Raw genomic sequence first — 16,432 nt, 5'->3', positions numbered from 1 at the left:
TTCGATGCCGAAGCGAATAGCGCGGTTGGCTGCTTACAACTTGAACTGTGAAATCGTGGTGTGCAAATTACCGGCGATTTTTTGCAAATGATGGGCTTCTTGTGCTGTTTGCTCAGCGTCCCTCGAGTTGTTGATGGTGACGTCATTAATCGAGTTAATGTTTTGATTAATGTGCTCGACCACAATTTTTTGTTCTTTCACCGCGTCGGAAATATGCGTATTCATGGTGGAAATTTGCGCCACCATGCTTGAGATATTATCCAGCAACTCGCCGGTACTTTCGATCACTTCAACGGTCTCTTTAGCCTGATTCCGGCTTTCCGACATGGCTTTTACCGCTTCCCGCGAGCCTTGCTGCAAGCGTTCTATCATCGCTTGAATTTCATGCGTGGAGTCCTGGGTCCGGCTGGCCAGTGTGCGCACTTCGTCGGCCACTACCGCAAAACCACGGCCTTGTTCGCCGGCTCTGGCAGCCTCTATGGCGGCATTTAGCGCCAATAAATTGGTCTGGTCGGCGATGCTCTGAATCACATCCAGCACCGAGCTGACATTCACGCAATTTTGTTCGACATTACCGATTACCGTACTGGCCCTGTCAATATTGTTCGACAGCGCGTGAATAGATTGCACGGTATTGGTCACCACCGCTTTGCCATTGTTGGCGGCCACGCTGCTTCTCTGCGCAGTTTGCGCGGCGTTGGCGGTATTGTTAGACACTTCTGTGACTGTCGCGGATAGTTCCGTTACTGTCGCCGCGACCTGGTCGGTACCCATTTGCTGTTTCAGAATATCCTCTTGCACACGCTCGGACATTTGGCTCAAGCGGTTCGAAGCGGTGTTTAACTGATCGGACTCCATCGCCACTTGCCGCATCAAACTGTGTAACACGCTTAAAAATTCGTTGAACTGGGTGACGATAATGCCGACTTCGTCGCTGCCTTCGTGCGGAATGCGCCGGGTCAAATCGCCGCCGCCTTGTCTTAGCAGATATAACGATTTTTGTAGAGCGGTCAATGGCGGCTCTATTTTGAAATAAAGCATGCTTAAACAGACCATCACGAACAATAGCAACACGATGGAAAAAGCAATTCTCGATAGGCTGTAATCGTGCAAAGACGAACTTAATTGCTCTTTGGCTAGGGTCAGTTCCCGGTCAAGTTGCTCGGTAGTCCTGTTTAATTCGCCGGTTAGGCGGACAGCTGTATCGTCAAGCCCCGTGTTCGGTGCTTTCATGGTTGCCGTGCCGGCCTCGTTGCCCAGATTGATATAGTCCCAGCCCATTTTTACGCCGGCATCATGCATGTTCTGGATTTGCTGTCTTAAGCTTGCCAGTTGCGTTTGCAAACTGGGGTAAGACTGCGCCGCCTTGTCGATATTCTCGAATGCCGCGTCCAAATTTTGCTTGGCTTCCGCAAAGCCGCCATCACTGTGCGTGGCGCCGACGTCGGTAAGAAATTGCTGAATCTGCACAACATGAAAACGCACATGAGACAAATAGTCGGAGGTGTTTTGTTTTTGAGTCGCTGCCTGCAAGTTTTCGTCTATGGATTGAAAAGCGTGCCATAGCGAAAAGACGAACAATAGATTGGCAAATGCCAAGGCGGATGCAATTAAGATCAGGGAAGATTTGATCGAGGTATTTTTAAACATGGGATTTGATGACAATTATTTTTCTAGTTTTTCTAAATCAGTCACCAACGCCGCCATTGCCGCTACAGCGTGGTGTTGGGTTTCTGACAGTGCGTCGCCGTTGTTTAAGGCGTACAAGCCGATTTGCCGGTTGAGTTCAGCAATTAAGCGGGTGCGATGGTCCCGGCGGTTGCGGAGCTTGGCAACCATATTCGAGAACGATAGCGCCAAATCCTGTAGCTGATCGTGTTCCCGCAAGTGCGTGACGGTATCGAGTTTGCCGTCGCCGACCTCTTGGCAGAGGGTTTCGAAGCGGTATAAAGGGCCGGCGATTTTGTGCGAGGCGTACAGAACGGTGCTCACCGCAATGCCGCCGGCAACCAAAATGGCTACCAAGTTGCCGATTAAAATCGATACGCCCAGTCGTTCCGCGGCGTTGACGATATTGGCGTGCGCCGATTGGGATTGAGCTTGCAGATCGCCGCCGGTCATCCAATAAATCAGGAGTGCCGAACACAATCCGGCGAGCAATATCAGCGCAAAAGCGCCGAGGATGAAACGGCCTTGGAAGTCCTTTTTTATAAAAATTTGGCGGCGTTTGGTAACGGTATTGTTCATTTTCAGGAACCTTAGTTGACGTTATGACAAGTTAAACAGAGCTCGCCGTCGCTGTTGTTACGGCGTAGTAAAAAGCTTTTTTTCAGCCTTTCAGCATTCATCAGTTTATCCATGAAACTGTGGCTGGCTTGCGGCCGGTCGCTATCCAGCTTGCCGTGCGTGTAGTGACAGGTTAGACAGGTAATGTCGTTTTCCTCGTTAAGCGGCAAGTCGGCGGGTACCGGAAAGTCGATATTCAAGCCCACTTTGTGGCCTTGGTTGGGATTATGGCACGAGGAACACATGGCCACGCCGTCCTTGCTGAAGGTGGCTTGATCGGCTGTTATATTTTTGCTGTTGAAAATGCCGTCCTCTTTCAGCTCCGGCGTCGTGGTGTGGCAATTACTGCACCCCGCTTGCGGCGATTGCTTGGAAATAAGGTGCGGATTTTCGTCGGCGGTATGGGCGCCGCCGACGAACATCAGCAAAAGTGCGCCGGTGCCGCCGGCCAATAAGCATTTGTATAGGAGCTTGTTCATGATTAAAAAGACATGACGATTTGGGCTATGCCCAGTTTTCTGTCGAAATAACGCTCGGCTGTTTCCGTGCCCAGCGAATCGTTGTATTCAAATTTGACCCGCAAATGATCGCTAAATTTATAGTTAAAGCCCAGGCTAAGCATGGAGATGTCGTTGATCGCCACGGTGCTGCCGTCGAAGTCCAGGCCAAGGTCTTGTGAAGGTTGCCAGCGGCTGTAGCGGGCGAACGCCACGATGGGTTGTTTGCTCAGGCTTTCCAAATCCACGGTCAGTGTGGAGTGATAGCCCAATTGGTGGCCCTTGCCGAACGGGCTGGTGTTGGGATCGGGGATGATGATCGGCAATGGGTTGCCGTCCGCGTCTTGTTCCAAAAACACCTGTTGATGCGCATTCAGCAGCATGAATTCGTTTTGTAAACGCCATATGCCGTAGCCGATACTCAGGTCCGCGCCGTAAACGGTATTGCGGATCCGGTTTTCGCCATCGAACTCGCTGAGGTGGGAAACGCCAATTTCAATGCCTTCAGGATTGGCATTGTGGATCTTGTAGGTGTTTTGCCCCAAAGCCAGACCCAACCGGCCGCCGACGGTATGGCCGTCGTTGGCATAGAGGGCGTCGGTCCAGAACACCGAATAGTTGAACATATCCCAGGCGCCGTAGGAACGAATACCGTCGGCATTGTAACCGCCCAATTGCATGCGGGAGGTGGTCAACGGCGCGGTAATAGTGATGCGGTCCTTGTTGGCGAAGTTTTGGTAATCGGTACCGAACGGTAAGTCGAAACGGCCGGCCTGGATGTGAAAACCTTTGTTATTGAAAATCCGGCCACGCGGGGGAATACGATCATTGAATGAATGGTAGTCGACCAGCGCGACGGCGATGCCGGCCATGGTGCTGCCGCCACTTAGCGCGCCGGGGCCGCTATTACCGCAGAATACCGCGCCGGGCGCGCCATAATCGGCGTTGGATGAATTGCCGCAGAGTACTAACGCCGAGCTGGCACCAAAGTGGTCGTCATGCACATAGTCCAGATCCAATTCTACCGAGCCGACGCTGAAGGTTTGGTCGGTAGAGTTGCCGGTTTTGGCGTTGATGTCGAAAAAGCCGCTCATTTGCAGGCCGTTGGCTTCGGCTGCTTCTTTCAAAGCAGCAATTTTTTTGTCCAGCGCTTTCAGTTTGGTATCCACTGTCGGCTCGGGCTTAGCATTGGCAGCGGTTTTTACCGGTGCAGGTGCCGGCGCGGGTTCGCCGGCCGGAGTCACTGTTGGGTTTGCCGACACCGCGACGGAATTGTTTCTTTCCTGCTCCAGTTGTTTGATGCGGGCTTCCAGTTGTTCAATTTTCTGGTCTTTTTCCTTCAGCACGCCTTGCACAATCTGTCGAATATGCTCGTCTTCCGCAGCGGTTGCATGTACGTCGGCGTAGGCTGCCAAGCTAAGCAGGGCGATAGCTATTCGCTGGTTTCTTGGATGCATGTCTATCTCTGGGTGTAAGCTTAGGACTACGTTTGTTTCAGAATCGTCGTAATGAGGCAAGGTTAGTTGCTTTTGTTGGCATTACAAGTTGGTGCATATTGCCGCACTAAATTCGCCGATCCGTTTCCGAATGACGGTGCGGCTTATTCAACAAAGAATCTAATGTTACAATGGACGGTTTTATGCCCGGCGCGCGTCTGTCAAAGGCTGGGGAACCGCGAATCAAGCTTAGGTCGTTTATGAATAAACTGAAATGTGCCGTGATAGGTGCCGGATATTTAGGAAAGTTTCATGCGGAAAAATACGCATCGTTAAAGGATTGCGAATTGGTGGCGGTGGTTGATATCAATGCCGAGGCGGCTCAACAAGTCGCCGAAAAAACCGGCTCTCAAGCTTTGACGGATTACCAGGAATTACTGGGCAAAGTCGATGCGGTCAGCGTTGTGGTGCCCACCAGTTACCACCACCGCGTATCCAAGGACTTTCTGAACGCCGGCGCGCATGTATTGGTGGAAAAGCCGATCACCGTTACGGTTGAAGAAGCTGATGAGCTGATCGCGATTGCCAAGAAAAAAAACGTCATTCTTCAAGTCGGGCACTTGGAACGGTTCAATCCAGCCGTGCGCGGTCTGGAAAAAATGGAAGATAAGCCTTTATTCATCGAGTCGCATCGCCTATCGCCGTTTAATCCGCGCGCCAACGACGTCAGCGTGGTGCTGGATTTGATGATTCACGATATCGATATCATCATGGCCCTGGTCGATTCGGAAGTGGAAAAAATAGATGCCAGCGGCACGGCTGTGCTGACCCAAGGCACCGACATCGCCAACGCCCGCATCACGTTTAAAAACGGCTGCGTGGCTAACGTGACAGCTAGTCGGATTAGTATGAAGATGGAACGCAAGATGCGCATGTTCCGCCCCAGTTCCTATATTTCCGTGGACTTTCAGAACCGGGTTTTGATCAAACATAGGACCGGCGAGAAGGAAATGTTTCCCGGCATCCCGGAAATCGTTACCGAGGAATCGGTATTTGAAAGCGGCGACGCCCTGCTTGACGAGATTAAACATTTTGTCAATTGCATCAAGACCGGCGAGAATCCGCTGGTTCCCGGCGAAGCGGGCCGTAAAGCGCTGGCTACCGCGATAGAAATCACTAAATTCTTAATCCATCGATAAAGGGCTGTCACTATGATCCCCATGGTCAATCTGCAAGCGCAGTATGCGGAAATTCAAGATGAAATCGTCGGCGGTTTCACCGAAACTCTAAACAACTGCGCGTTTATCCTGGGGCCGAACGTACAGGCTTTCGAGAAAGAAGCCGCCGCCTATCTGGGGGTTAAACATGCTATCGGTTGTGCGTCGGGCACCGATGCGCTGCATTTGGCCTTGTTGGCGGAAGGCATAGGCGCCGGCGACGAAGTGATTACCAGCGCATTTACCTTTATCGCCACCGCCGAAGCGATCAAATATGTCGGTGCCAAGCCGGTGTTTGTCGATATCGATCCGGGCACTTTCAATATCACCCCGGCCAATATCGAAAAAGCGATTACGGCCAAAACCAAGGCGGTGATGCCGGTGCATTTGTTCGGCCAGCCTGCCGATTTGCCGGCTATCAAAGCTATTTGCGACAAACACGGCTTGAAACTGATTGAAGACTGCGCGCAATCCTTCGGCGCGACGGTTTACAACAAGCAAACCGGCAGTTTCGGCAACGCCGCCGGCTTTAGTTTCTTTCCCAGTAAAAACCTGGGCTGTTTCGGCGACGGCGGCTTGGTGACCACCGATTCCGACGAGACCGCCGCGAAGATCAAGCAATACCGCAATCATGGTTCTGACGTTCGCTACTACCACGACGTGATCGGCTACAACAGCCGGCTGGACGAGTTACAGGCTGTAGTGCTGCGCGCCAAGTTAAAACGCATTGACCAATACAATGCCGCTCGCCGCCATGCCGCGCATTTGTATTCTGCGCTGATGGCCGACTTGCCTTTGACTACGCCGTATGAAGACGGCATTGGTGTGCATGTCTATCATCAATATACCTTGTTGTCGGATCGCCGCGACGAGGTGATGAAGGCCTTGCAAGAGCAGAAAATTGGCTGTGCGGTGTATTATCCGGTGCCGCTGCATCAACAAAATGTCTTCAAGGAAGAGTGTGCCGGGTTGTCCTTGCCGGTCACCGAGTCGGTAGCGGCGCGCTGTTTTTCTTTGCCGATTTGTTCCAACCTGAGCGACGATACCGTCAAGCAAATTGTCGGCGTGATTCGCGGCGTTTTCCAAGCGTAATTCAAAAAATGTAGGGTGGGCTAAGCCATGAGCGGCCCACCAACAACTCTCAAATGACCAATCAAGCAGTCTATACGGTGCTGTTTAGCGCCGGTGAATCCTCCGGCGACCAACACGCCGCCAATATGTATCTGGAACTGAAACAGCGTTGTCCGGCGATTCGCGGCATCGGCATGGGCGGCAGCAAAATGCGCCAGGCCGGTATCGACGTGCGTTACGATTCGGCGGGGATAGGCGTGATCGGTTTGGTGGAGATTCTGAAGCACTACGGCGAGATCCGCCGAGCGTTGAATTTACTGAAACAAATCATTGCCGATGAAAAACCGGATTTGCTGGTTTGCGTCGATTACAAGGAGTTCAATCTAAAGCTGGCGCGCTTTGCGAAAAACCAAGGCGTGAAAGTGCTATTTTACGTCAGCCCACAGGTTTGGGCCTGGCGGCCGGGCAGGGTAGTGACGTACGGCAAGGCCATCGACATGATGGCGGTCATCTTTCCGTTCGAGACCCAATACTACGAAGCCGAAAACGTACCGGTACGTTATGTCGGCCATCCCTCGGTCGACAAAGTCCATCCGCAACGCAGTCGGTCCGAGGATTTCGAGGTGTTTGGTCTGGACCCCAATCGGCCTGTCGTTGGCATACTCCCCGGCAGCCGGGGTAACGAAATCAAACGCATCTTGCCGGTGATGCTGGCGGCGGCGGCTAAATTGGCGGCGCAGCGGCCGGAATTGCAGTTTGTATTGCCGCAAGCCGATTCGATCAGCGATGCGGAATTGGCTGAGCATCTGGCTAATAGTACTGTGGCAATCCATATCGTCAAACAGCAGCCCTATGATGCGATTCAATGTTGCGACGCGGTGATGACCACCTCCGGCACCGCCTCGCTGGAAATCGCCTTACTCGGTGTGCCGATGGTGATCGTATATCGATTGGCAGCGTTCAGTTATTGGTTGGGTAAACGCTTGGTAAAGATCCCGTTTATCGGTTTGCCGAATATCATTGCCGGCAAGGCCGTAGTCAAAGAATTGATTCAGGAGCAACTGACCGCGGAGAATTTGGCGACCGAGATTTTCAATTTGTTGGCCGACGGGGATTATCGGCAGCGCTGCATTTCGGCGTTACAGGCCGTCAAACACCAGCTTGGCGATGGTGGCGGCTCAAAAAATATGGCGGAACTGGCTTTGGAGATGTTGGGCGGGCAAATAGCCGCCCAGGACCTATAAAACATCCGGGCTGCTCTGTTGGCAAGCAGCCGGATTTGAAGATTTACAGTCAGTATTAAACCGGACTGCGACTGTCGCGTTGGTCGTAAAATGCGGCGACAAACGTATCGAAGGTTTGATTTTCGATTGCGTCCCGCAAACCTTGCATCAATTCCAAGTAGTAGTGCAGATTGTGGATGGTGTTGAGCCTGGAGCCCAACATTTCCTTGCATTTATCCAGGTGCTTTAGATACGAACGTGAGTAATTTCGGCAGGTGTAACAACTGCAATCCTCGTCCAGTGGCCGAGTATCGAATTGGTATTGCTGGTTTCTGATTTTGATCACGCCGTGGCGGGTAAATAAATGGCCGTTGCGGGCGTTGCGGGTCGGCATCACGCAATCGAACATATCGATGCCGCGCCTGACACCTTCCACCAGATCTTCCGGGGTGCCGACACCCATCAGATAACGGGGTTTATCCACCGGCATTTTCTGATGAATCGCATCCAGCGTTGCCAGCATTTCGTGTTTGGGCTCGCCTACCGATAGGCCGCCGATGGCATAGCCGTCAAAGCCGATGTCGGTCAAACCGGCTATGGATTCTTCGCGCAATTGCGGATACATGCCGCCTTGCACAATGCCGAACAGTGCGGACGAGTTGCCTTCGTGCGCGCGCTTGCTGCGTTCTGCCCAACGCAGGGACAAGCGCATAGAGTCGGCGGCTTCTTGATAGGTGGCCGGGTATGGGGTACATTCGTCAAAAATCATCACGATATCCGACCCTAGGTCGCGTTGCACCTGCATCGACTCTTCCGGGCCCATGAATATTTTGCTGCCATTGACCGGCGATTTAAACGTTACGCCTTGTTCGCTGATTTTGCGCAATGCACCCAGGCTGAACACCTGAAAACCGCCGGAGTCGGTCAAGATCGGCTTTTGCCAGCGCATGAAATCGTGCAGGTCGCCGTGGGCTTTCATCACTTCCATGCCGGGCCGCAGCAACAAATGAAAGGTGTTGCCCAGTATGATTTGCGCGCCCAACTCGTTTAAATCTTCCGGGGTTAAAGACTTTACCGTGCCGTAGGTGCCGACCGGCATGAAAATCGGTGTTTCCACCACGCCGCGGGCAAAAGTTAGTTGACCTCGGCGGGCGTGACCGTCGGTGGCTTTGAGTTTGAATTCCATGGAAATCCGGCAAACGAAAAAAGGCGAAATTATCGGTTCTTTTTGTTCCTCAAGCCAGAGGATATGTAGTTCGGCGCAGAATAATCCTGTTTTGGCAGTTTCGCTGCCCGAAAATCAGGGTGTGTGTGTTGGTTAGCTTCAAAAAAAATTTGATTAGATTACCGCAGCTTTTGTATGCATATGCCCATCAGGCGGTATTTTTGTTTATTATCGGGCAATTTTAATGACATCGAGTCTCTCGCCCCTTAGCGATAGTGATGAATTTTTTTCAGGCCATAACAACTACAATCGGCCATTCTCGGGGAGAGGCTATGTTTGATACAAAAAGCAAAACCATTTTGGTAGTCGACGACTCTCCGGAAAATCTCACCGTCATCAGCGAATTACTGCAACCGCAATACCGCGTGCGGGTTGCAACCTCCGGGCAAAGAGCCTTGCAGATGGTCGCCAACCAGCCTTACCCCGATTTGATTCTGCTTGACGTGATGATGCCGGGCATGGACGGTTATCAAGTATTCGAGCATCTGCGCGCCGATCCTATTACGCGTACGATTCCGGTGATATTCGTCACCGCGATGGACAGTATGGAGTCCGAACTGCATGGACTGGATGTCGGCGCGGTCGATTACATCACCAAACCCATCCTGCCGCCCATCGTTTTAGCGCGCATCCGCACCCAACTGGAGCTGAAGCAGGCCAGAGATTGGCTGCGCGATGAAAATACCTACCTGGAAATGGAAATAGCCAAGAGGATGAGCGAAAACGAGTTGATTCAAAAAGTCAGCATTCGCGCCTTGGCGCATCTGGCGGAAATTCGCGATCCGGAAACCGGCAACCACATCCTGCGCACCCAAGGTTATGTCCAGCATTTAGCCCTGGCCTTGCAGAGCCATCCGCGCTTTTTCGCGACATTGACCGATCATTACATCGAATTGCTGACGCGCTCCGCGCCGTTACACGATATTGGCAAAGTGGGCATACCGGACGCGATCCTGCAAAAGCCAGGCAAATTAACCCGCGAGGAATGGGCAGTGATGAAGACCCACGCCAAATTGGGCAGCGACGCGATAGAAATGGCCGAACGTGATGCCACGCGCTCGGTGGAGTTTTTGATTTTGGCCAAGGAAATTGCGCATTGGCACCATGAAAAATGGGATGGCAGCGGCTATCCGGACGCGCTGGCAGGCGATGCTATCCCGGTTTCGGCGAGGATTATGGCGCTCGCGGATGTATTCGATGCGTTGATTTCCCGGCGTGTTTACAAAGAGCCCATGGCTTTCGCTGAAGTCAAGGCTATTATTGCTGAAGGACGTGGTCGCCACTTTGATCCGGATATGGCCGATGCCTTTTTAGCCGATTTTGACTCATTCCGCGATATTGCCCAACGCCATCTCGATTCAATCGCGGAGTAAATGAGTCATGACACAAAACGCTCGCATATTGTTGGTTGAAGACGAGGAAATTATTGCCATCATTATTCGGGATTTACTCGCCGCCGAAGGCTTTCTGGTGACGGTTTGCGCCAATGGCTGCATTGCTTGGGAAACGTTGCAACACGACCACGCCGGCTACGATTTGGTGCTGCTGGACCGGGGCTTGCCGGGGATGGACGGCATGGAATTGCTGCGATTGATCAAGAGTGATCGGGTCTTGGCCGCCATTCCGGTGATTATGCAGACCGCACGCAGCGACAAGAAAAGCATCCAGGAAGGGCTTAGTCAGGGGGCTTATTACTATTTGACCAAACCGATTCAACCGGAAATATTGATCGCCGTGATCAATGCCGCACTGCAACAGCGCCGTGAGTTGCAGGAGATGTCCGAAACAGTCAATCGCGCCGAACGTCCGTTGACGCTACTGCATTCCGCTGTGTTTCGTTTTCGCGATCTCGATGAAGCGAAGATGTTGAGTCATTGTTTAGCCCAATCCTGTCCGGAGCCCGAGCGGGTTATCCACGGTTTGCAAGAGCTGATGATTAATGCGGTCGAGCACGGTAACCTGGGCGTTTCCTATGCGGAAAAAGGCGAGCTGATGCTGGCGGGAGTCTGGCTGGACGAAATTCAAAGGCGTTTGACACTCCCGGAATTTAGCCGGCGTTTTGTTACTGTGCATTTCCAGCGATTCCCGGATAAGCTGGTGTTTACCATTCAAGATCAGGGTGCCGGTTTTAATTGGCAGGATTTTCTGGATTTTTCCCCGGAGCGGGTGTTCGATTTGCACGGCCGAGGTATCGCGATGGCCAGACTGATGAGTTTTGATCGTCTGGAATATCAGGGTAACGGCAATACGGTATGCGCTGTGGTTAACGGAGTGTCTCCTCTATATGGCTTCTTCGATGATTGAAGTCAATGCTGTCGAATAACGATCACTCAAACTCAGCGCAGGTCAGCCGCAAAAGCGTATTAGCCGTGGTGCTGATATACGCCATCTTCGCCGCCAGCTGGATTTTGGTGTCGGATCAGTTGCTTCACCACTTTTTCAAAGACCCCGACCAGCTTACGCTAGCTAGTATGCTGAAAGGCTGGGTTTACGTGCTGGTGACATCTTTACTGCTCTACGGCTTGATGCGGCGCTGGTTTGGCCGAAACGCCAAACCCCAAACTATTCCCCCCGCGCCGCGAAGCCAGTTGTTGTCGCTGGGTTTGTTGATGGCGGTCATCTTGGCTTTGATGGCGGCAAGCGTGGCTCTGACCATCGAGCAACACACTCAAGAGGAGTTCGGCCGGCTACAGGCGGTCGCCGGCCTCAAGTCCAGGCAAATCAGCGACTGGCTAAATGAACGGCGCGGCGATGCGGATTTTATCCAAACCAGCGAATTTATCATCGACCTGTATCAACGCTGGCAGATTGATGGCGATATGCAAAGCGCCGAACGCCTGCAAAGCCGTTTGGAACAATTTCGCAAAAGCTGGGGAATCTCGGCCATCAGCCTGCTTAAACCTGAAGGCGAGCGTTTATGGCGTTCCGCGAATGCACCCGCCACGCTCTTGCCTGGGCTGCTAAAGGTTGCGGAGCTGTCGACAAAAGCCCGGCAAGTCCAATTAGTCGATCCTTACAAAGATGACGGCGGACGCGTCCTGCTGGATTTGGTTGTGCCGCTGACAGCCCATCATCAGGTAGCGGCGCCGCTGATTGTTTTGCATCTTGATCTTAGCCAGTGGCTGTTTCCGGTTCTGGCGAGTTGGCCGGTAGCTAGCGGCAGCGGCGAAACCTTGTTGTTTCGGCGTGAGGGCGATGAAATTCTCTATCTGAATCCGCTGCGCTTTCGTCCGGATGCGGCGGCATCTTTTCGTCTGCCGCTCAACACTGCAAATTTATTGGCCGGCAAGGCGCTGCAAAGTCAAGCTAGCCTCGATAACGTCCTGGAAGCCAAGGACTACCGCAATGTTTCCGTTATTGGCCTGGTGCAGGCCATAAGCGGCACGGACTGGTTGTTACTGACCAAGCTGGATAAGGTCGAAATCTACACCAAGGCCCGGAGTGAAGTCTTTTGGATCGTGTGCGTCGGCAGTTTGACCATTTTTATAGTCTGCGCCGGTTTTTATCTGTTGCGGCAGAGTCAGAGCTTGGCCTTGGCCACGGCGGTACAGAAAGCGCAAGCGGAGCGTCTGCGGGCGCTGGATTTATTAGCCGCCATATCCGATTTGTCCGTGGACGCGATATACGCCAAGGACCTAGAGGGCCGTTACATCCTGTTTAATACCGCCGCCGCCAATTTTGTCGGTAAGCCGGTAGAGGAAGTGCTAGGTCTGGACGACACAGCCATATTTCCGCTCGAGCAAGCCGAGCAATTACGGGATTTTGGCCGGCGGGTGATGGCAGAAAATATCACTCTGACTAATGAAGAAACACTGGACACTCAACACGGACCTAGAGTGTTCCTGGCAACCAAAGGGCCGTTGTGCGATGAGAACGGTAAAGTGATAGGGCTGTTCGGTATCTCGAGAGATATTACCGAACGTAAGCAGGCCGAGCTTGAGTTACGCGAAAGCGAGGCACGCTTTCGCGGCTTGGTAGAACAGTCGCTGGCGGGCATTTATATTATTCAAGACGGGCGTTTCGTTTACGTCAACCCGGGATTTGCGGCGATCTTCGGCTATCAGCGGGCTGAGGACATTATCGACGGCAAACTGGTGGCGGATCTGGTCTGTCCACGGGACCGGCAGATGGTGTTGGAAAATTTGCGTCGACGTATCGATGGCGAGGTTGAGGACATTAATTACTGCTTTGAAGGCATACATCGCGACGGCCACGGCATTGACGTCGAAGTACATGGACGCGGTTTTACATACCAAAACCGCCCGGCGGTGATTGGTTTCATTCTGGATATCAGTGCCCGTAAAGCCGCCGAACACCAACTCAATCTCCAGGCCGCGGAACTAAAGGCGCGTAACGATGAATTAGAACGTTTTAACCGGGCCATGGTAGGCCGCGAGCTGGATATGGTTAAGTTAAAGCAGCAGATCAATGATCTGTCTGCGGAGCTGGGCCGGCAACCACCTTATGCATTGACGTTTTTATCAACCCAGCCCATAAATACCGCTAGGCATGAGCCTGACGAAGGGCGTGCCGGGTCCGGCTTCGACCAGCTCAGCTCGAACCAAGTACTAGTAATACATGGAAACGGGTTGATAAGCGGCAACACGTCGGCTGCGGAAGAAGACAGCTTATGAGTATCGCTGAGCTGCCATTTGGCGATTTTTCCAAGCTGGTGCGTTCTCGTTACCTGCTTAGGCATAGACTCGGCTATGTATTGGCGGTGCTGCTGGTTGCGGTTGCGCTGGCAATTCGTCTGAGTTTGCCAGCATCCTTCGGCGAACGCCCCATGTTGCTGCTGTTTTTGTTTCCGGTGATCGTGAGTGCCTTGCTCGGCGGCTTGGGGCCTGGACTATTGGCGACCTTGATGACGGCCGTTGTGACTGATTTCCAGTTGCTGCCACCGTATCGCAGCTTGGCGATTGCCGGAATTTACGATGTGGCGCAATGGACGCTATTAATTGCCAATGGCGTTTTAATTAGCCTGTTTAGCGAATTCTTGCTACGCACCCGGCAACGCGAAAATGCGCACTGGCGGCAATTGCTGGAAACGCGGGACAAGCTGCGGTATAGCCAAGCCTTATTCCAGACCACGTTCGAACAGGCGGCGGTAGGGATTTGTCTATTAACTCCGGACGGACGGTGGCTGAAGGCTAACCGCAAGTTTTGCGAGATAGTCGGTTATAGCGACGAAGAATTGCTAACCAGCAATTTTTCGGACATTGTCTATCGGGAGGATTGTGGCGGTCTGTTGCAGGTGCCGACGGACGAAGTGGATAGCTTTTCCGGAGACAAGCGCTTTATTCGCAAGAACGGCAGTATCGTCTGGGTTAAATTAAGTGCTTCCGCTGCGCGCAAATCGGATGGTCGGCCCGAGTGTTTTATTTTGATCATGGAAGATATTGAGCAGCGCGAGCAAGCGGTGCTGGCGCTACATAACAGCGAAACGGCTTTGAAAAGTGCCCAGCGTTTAGCCGCTTTAGGCAGCTGGACATGGGACTTGCAAACTGGCGAACTGAAGTGGTCGGAACAGATTTACAGTTTGTTCGGCCGCGATCCCCATTTACCGCCAGCCGACTATGAGGAGGTTGCCCGGTATTTTAAGCCCGATAGCTGGCAGGGCTTGCAGGCTGCCGTAGCTAAGGCCTGTAGCGATGGCGTAGCTTACGAATGCGAGGCGGAATTGATGGACCATGACGGTCTGCGTCGCTGGGTAGTAGCCCGAGGCGAGCCGGTCCGCAATGAGCAGGCTAATATTGTGGCTTTGCATGGCACCTTGCAGGATATAAGCCCGCGTAAACAGGCCGAACTTGCACTGCAAGATGCACAGCGGGCGGCCCTGGAAAAGCAAAGCGAGGCCAGGTTAGCCGCGCTTAATTTGATGGAGGATGCGCTTGCGGCCCGTGAAGCGGTCGAGGTGGCTAATGCCTCGCTGCGCGAAAGTGAAGAATTCAAGCGGGCTATTTTGGATTCAGTGAGCGCCAACATCGCGGTGTTGGACCGCGATGGCGTAATTGTCTCCGTCAATAGACCCTGGCAGCAGTTTGCCGAGGATAATGCCCTGGCATGCGGGAAATCCGTTGATGTTTGCGGCATAGGTACCAATTATTTGCAGGTTTGCCGGCAGGCATCGGGTCCGTATAGGCAGGGATCGTTGGCGGTATCCACCGGGTTGTCGGCTGTTTTGGAAGGCCGGCTTCCCCGTTTTAGGTATGAATATGCCTGCCATTCCGCGCAGAAGCAGCGCTGGTTTGCTATGGTCGTCACGCCTTTGGAAACTGCGGAAGGCGGCGCGGTGGTTTCTCACACCAATATCACCGAGCGTAAATTGGCGGAGATTGCCCTGGTCGAGAGCGAGGAACGTTTACGCTTAGCGCAAAGTAGTGCCAGCATTGGTATCTGGGATTGGCATATTGCTAGCGGCAAAGTGCAATGGACTGCCGAACTTGAGGCCATGTTTGGTTATGCACCAGGGACTTTTCCGGGTAATTATCAGGCCTTCAGCCAAGTTGTGTATCCAGGGGACCTGCCTGAATTGGAGCGCCGGCGAGACGCGGCGGTAGTGGCGCGCCAGTCGTTTGATTTTGATTTTCGGGTACAACTGCAATCCGGAAGCGTCAGATGGCTAAACTCTAAAGGCGGCGCCCATTATGATGAAATGGGAAAACCCAAGCGCTTGTTCGGTATTTGCATCGATATTACCGAGCGTAAAAACACCGAAAGCGAACTTAAACTCTGGGCGCAAGCATTCGAAAACGCTGAATTCGGCTTGGCGATTGCCGATGCTCAGACCAATTTGTTTTTGGCGGTGAATCCGGTCTTTGCCGCGGAGCGCGGCTACACTACGGAAGAATTGATCGGTAAACCGGTACTAATGGTTTATCCGGCTGATTTAATCGATCAGATCAAAGACCGGATCGAGAGCCTCGATACCACCTGCCATGGGGTGTTTGAGACCGAACATCAGCGCAAGGACGGTAGCCGTTTTCCGGTGATGATAGACGTGACCATCATTAAGTCCGGCGACGGCAAGCCATTCAGACGTGTGTCTTACGCCTTGGATATTAGCGAGCGCAAGGCCTCGGAGCTAGCTTTGCGCGAGCAAACCGATGCGCTACAGCGCTTCAATCGGGCCATGGTCGGCCGGGAAGTGGACATGATTGCGCTAAAACAAACCGTCAACGAGCTGTCTCGGCAACTGGGGCGGGAACAACCCTATCCTCTGGCGTTTATGGAGCGGACCGGGATAACCCCGACCCTGAGTGACCGGCGATGAAACGCGTCCGCCTGATTATTAACCCGTCCCTTAAGATCCCTGGATTCGTCATTCCCGCGCAGGCGGGAATCCATTGCGGCCGCTGGGCTCCTGCCTGCGCGGGAGCGAGGATATTTAAGGGCCGGGTAAATGTAAATTCAGTAAAACGCCGGGTCTTTTGGCCTTGCCCCGCCGGGGGAGAATATTACTTATCCCCCATGTTGA

Annotated in this window: 12 protein-coding genes; 7 read left to right on the top strand and 5 right to left on the bottom strand. The window is 53.0% G+C overall.

Annotation, left to right across the window (positions count from 1 at the left end):
- Positions 1-33: 33 nt before the first annotated feature.
- Genes A1332_RS04495 through A1332_RS04480 form a run of 4 tightly spaced genes read right to left on the bottom strand, consistent with a single transcriptional unit; the run spans position 34 to position 4,240 of the window.
- Positions 34-1,650 (bottom strand): methyl-accepting chemotaxis protein, encoded by a 1,617-nt coding sequence (locus A1332_RS04495; protein WP_064007360.1) that lies wholly within the window; start codon positions 1,648-1,650, stop codon positions 34-36.
- Positions 1,651-1,665: 15 nt separating this feature from the next.
- A complete protein-coding gene (locus A1332_RS04490; RefSeq protein WP_064007359.1) occupies positions 1,666-2,247 on the bottom strand; it encodes a hypothetical protein in 582 nt (193 codons plus the stop codon).
- An 11-nt stretch (positions 2,248-2,258) separates the two neighbouring features.
- Positions 2,259-2,765, bottom strand: a complete 507-nt coding sequence (locus tag A1332_RS04485) for a cytochrome c3 family protein (RefSeq protein WP_064007358.1) — start codon at positions 2,763-2,765, stop codon at positions 2,259-2,261.
- A gap of 2 nt (positions 2,766-2,767) precedes the next feature.
- Positions 2,768-4,240 carry a hypothetical protein gene (locus tag A1332_RS04480; RefSeq protein ID WP_064007357.1) on the bottom strand — a complete coding sequence of 491 codons (1,473 nt, stop codon included), beginning with the start codon at positions 4,238-4,240 and terminating at the stop codon, positions 2,768-2,770.
- Between the two features lie 239 nt (positions 4,241-4,479).
- Here A1332_RS04480 and A1332_RS04475 point away from each other — a divergent pair, with 239 nt between their 5' ends.
- The 3 genes from A1332_RS04475 to lpxB are packed head-to-tail and all read left to right on the top strand — an operon-like array spanning position 4,480 to position 7,751.
- Positions 4,480-5,418, top strand: coding sequence for a Gfo/Idh/MocA family protein (locus A1332_RS04475; RefSeq protein WP_064007356.1), 939 nt, complete (start codon positions 4,480-4,482; stop codon positions 5,416-5,418).
- Between the two features lie 12 nt (positions 5,419-5,430).
- On the top strand, positions 5,431-6,528 hold the full coding sequence (locus A1332_RS04470; protein WP_064007355.1) for a DegT/DnrJ/EryC1/StrS family aminotransferase: 1,098 nt from the start codon (positions 5,431-5,433) through the stop codon (positions 6,526-6,528).
- A gap of 53 nt (positions 6,529-6,581) precedes the next feature.
- The gene (gene lpxB, locus A1332_RS04465) at positions 6,582-7,751 is read left to right on the top strand and encodes a lipid-A-disaccharide synthase (RefSeq protein ID WP_064007354.1); all 1,170 of its coding nucleotides are present in this window, start codon (positions 6,582-6,584) and stop codon (positions 7,749-7,751) included.
- 55 nt (positions 7,752-7,806) lie between these two features.
- On the opposite strand, the gene tgt is transcribed toward lpxB, so the two are convergent.
- Complete coding sequence (tgt, locus tag A1332_RS04460; protein WP_064007353.1) at positions 7,807-8,916, bottom strand: tRNA guanosine(34) transglycosylase Tgt; 1,110 nt, start codon at positions 8,914-8,916, stop codon at positions 7,807-7,809.
- A 311-nt stretch (positions 8,917-9,227) separates the two neighbouring features.
- Here tgt and A1332_RS04455 point away from each other — a divergent pair, with 311 nt between their 5' ends.
- Genes A1332_RS04455 through A1332_RS04440 form a run of 4 tightly spaced genes read left to right on the top strand, consistent with a single transcriptional unit; the run spans position 9,228 to position 16,228 of the window.
- Positions 9,228-10,328: a response regulator gene (locus A1332_RS04455; protein WP_064007352.1), complete on the top strand. Its 1,101-nt coding sequence runs from the start codon at positions 9,228-9,230 to the stop codon at positions 10,326-10,328.
- 7 nt (positions 10,329-10,335) lie between these two features.
- Positions 10,336-11,259, top strand: coding sequence for a response regulator (locus tag A1332_RS04450; protein ID WP_064007351.1), 924 nt, complete (start codon positions 10,336-10,338; stop codon positions 11,257-11,259).
- A 5-nt stretch (positions 11,260-11,264) separates the two neighbouring features.
- Complete coding sequence (locus A1332_RS04445; protein WP_064007350.1) at positions 11,265-13,589, top strand: PAS domain S-box protein; 2,325 nt, start codon at positions 11,265-11,267, stop codon at positions 13,587-13,589.
- On the top strand, positions 13,586-16,228 hold the full coding sequence (locus A1332_RS04440; protein ID WP_064007349.1) for a PAS domain S-box protein: 2,643 nt from the start codon (positions 13,586-13,588) through the stop codon (positions 16,226-16,228). Before A1332_RS04445 ends, A1332_RS04440 begins: the two co-directional genes overlap by 4 nt.
- Positions 16,229-16,432: the final 204 nt, after the last annotated feature.

Origin of the sequence: Methylomonas methanica (genome assembly GCF_001644035.1) — a bacterium.
Taxonomy (GTDB): Bacteria; Pseudomonadota; Gammaproteobacteria; order Methylococcales; family Methylomonadaceae; genus Methylomonas; species Methylomonas methanica_A.
The sequence above is the reverse complement of the archived record's forward strand: the minus strand, read 5'-3'. Positions and strand labels throughout refer to the sequence as shown.

Coding starts and splice junctions, on each gene's coding strand:
- A1332_RS04495 (WP_064007360.1), bottom strand. CDS start 1,650: ATGTTTAAAAATACCTCGATCAAATCTTCCCTGATCTTAATTGCATCC.
- A1332_RS04490 (WP_064007359.1), bottom strand. CDS start 2,247: ATGAACAATACCGTTACCAAACGCCGCCAAATTTTTATAAAAAAGGAC.
- A1332_RS04485 (WP_064007358.1), bottom strand. CDS start 2,765: ATGAACAAGCTCCTATACAAATGCTTATTGGCCGGCGGCACCGGCGCA.
- A1332_RS04480 (WP_064007357.1), bottom strand. CDS start 4,240: ATGCATCCAAGAAACCAGCGAATAGCTATCGCCCTGCTTAGCTTGGCA.
- A1332_RS04475 (WP_064007356.1), top strand. CDS start 4,480: ATGAATAAACTGAAATGTGCCGTGATAGGTGCCGGATATTTAGGAAAG.
- A1332_RS04470 (WP_064007355.1), top strand. CDS start 5,431: ATGATCCCCATGGTCAATCTGCAAGCGCAGTATGCGGAAATTCAAGAT.
- lpxB (WP_064007354.1), top strand. CDS start 6,582: ATGACCAATCAAGCAGTCTATACGGTGCTGTTTAGCGCCGGTGAATCC.
- tgt (WP_064007353.1), bottom strand. CDS start 8,916: ATGGAATTCAAACTCAAAGCCACCGACGGTCACGCCCGCCGAGGTCAA.
- A1332_RS04455 (WP_064007352.1), top strand. CDS start 9,228: ATGTTTGATACAAAAAGCAAAACCATTTTGGTAGTCGACGACTCTCCG.
- A1332_RS04450 (WP_064007351.1), top strand. CDS start 10,336: ATGACACAAAACGCTCGCATATTGTTGGTTGAAGACGAGGAAATTATT.
- A1332_RS04445 (WP_064007350.1), top strand. CDS start 11,265: ATGCTGTCGAATAACGATCACTCAAACTCAGCGCAGGTCAGCCGCAAA.
- A1332_RS04440 (WP_064007349.1), top strand. CDS start 13,586: ATGAGTATCGCTGAGCTGCCATTTGGCGATTTTTCCAAGCTGGTGCGT.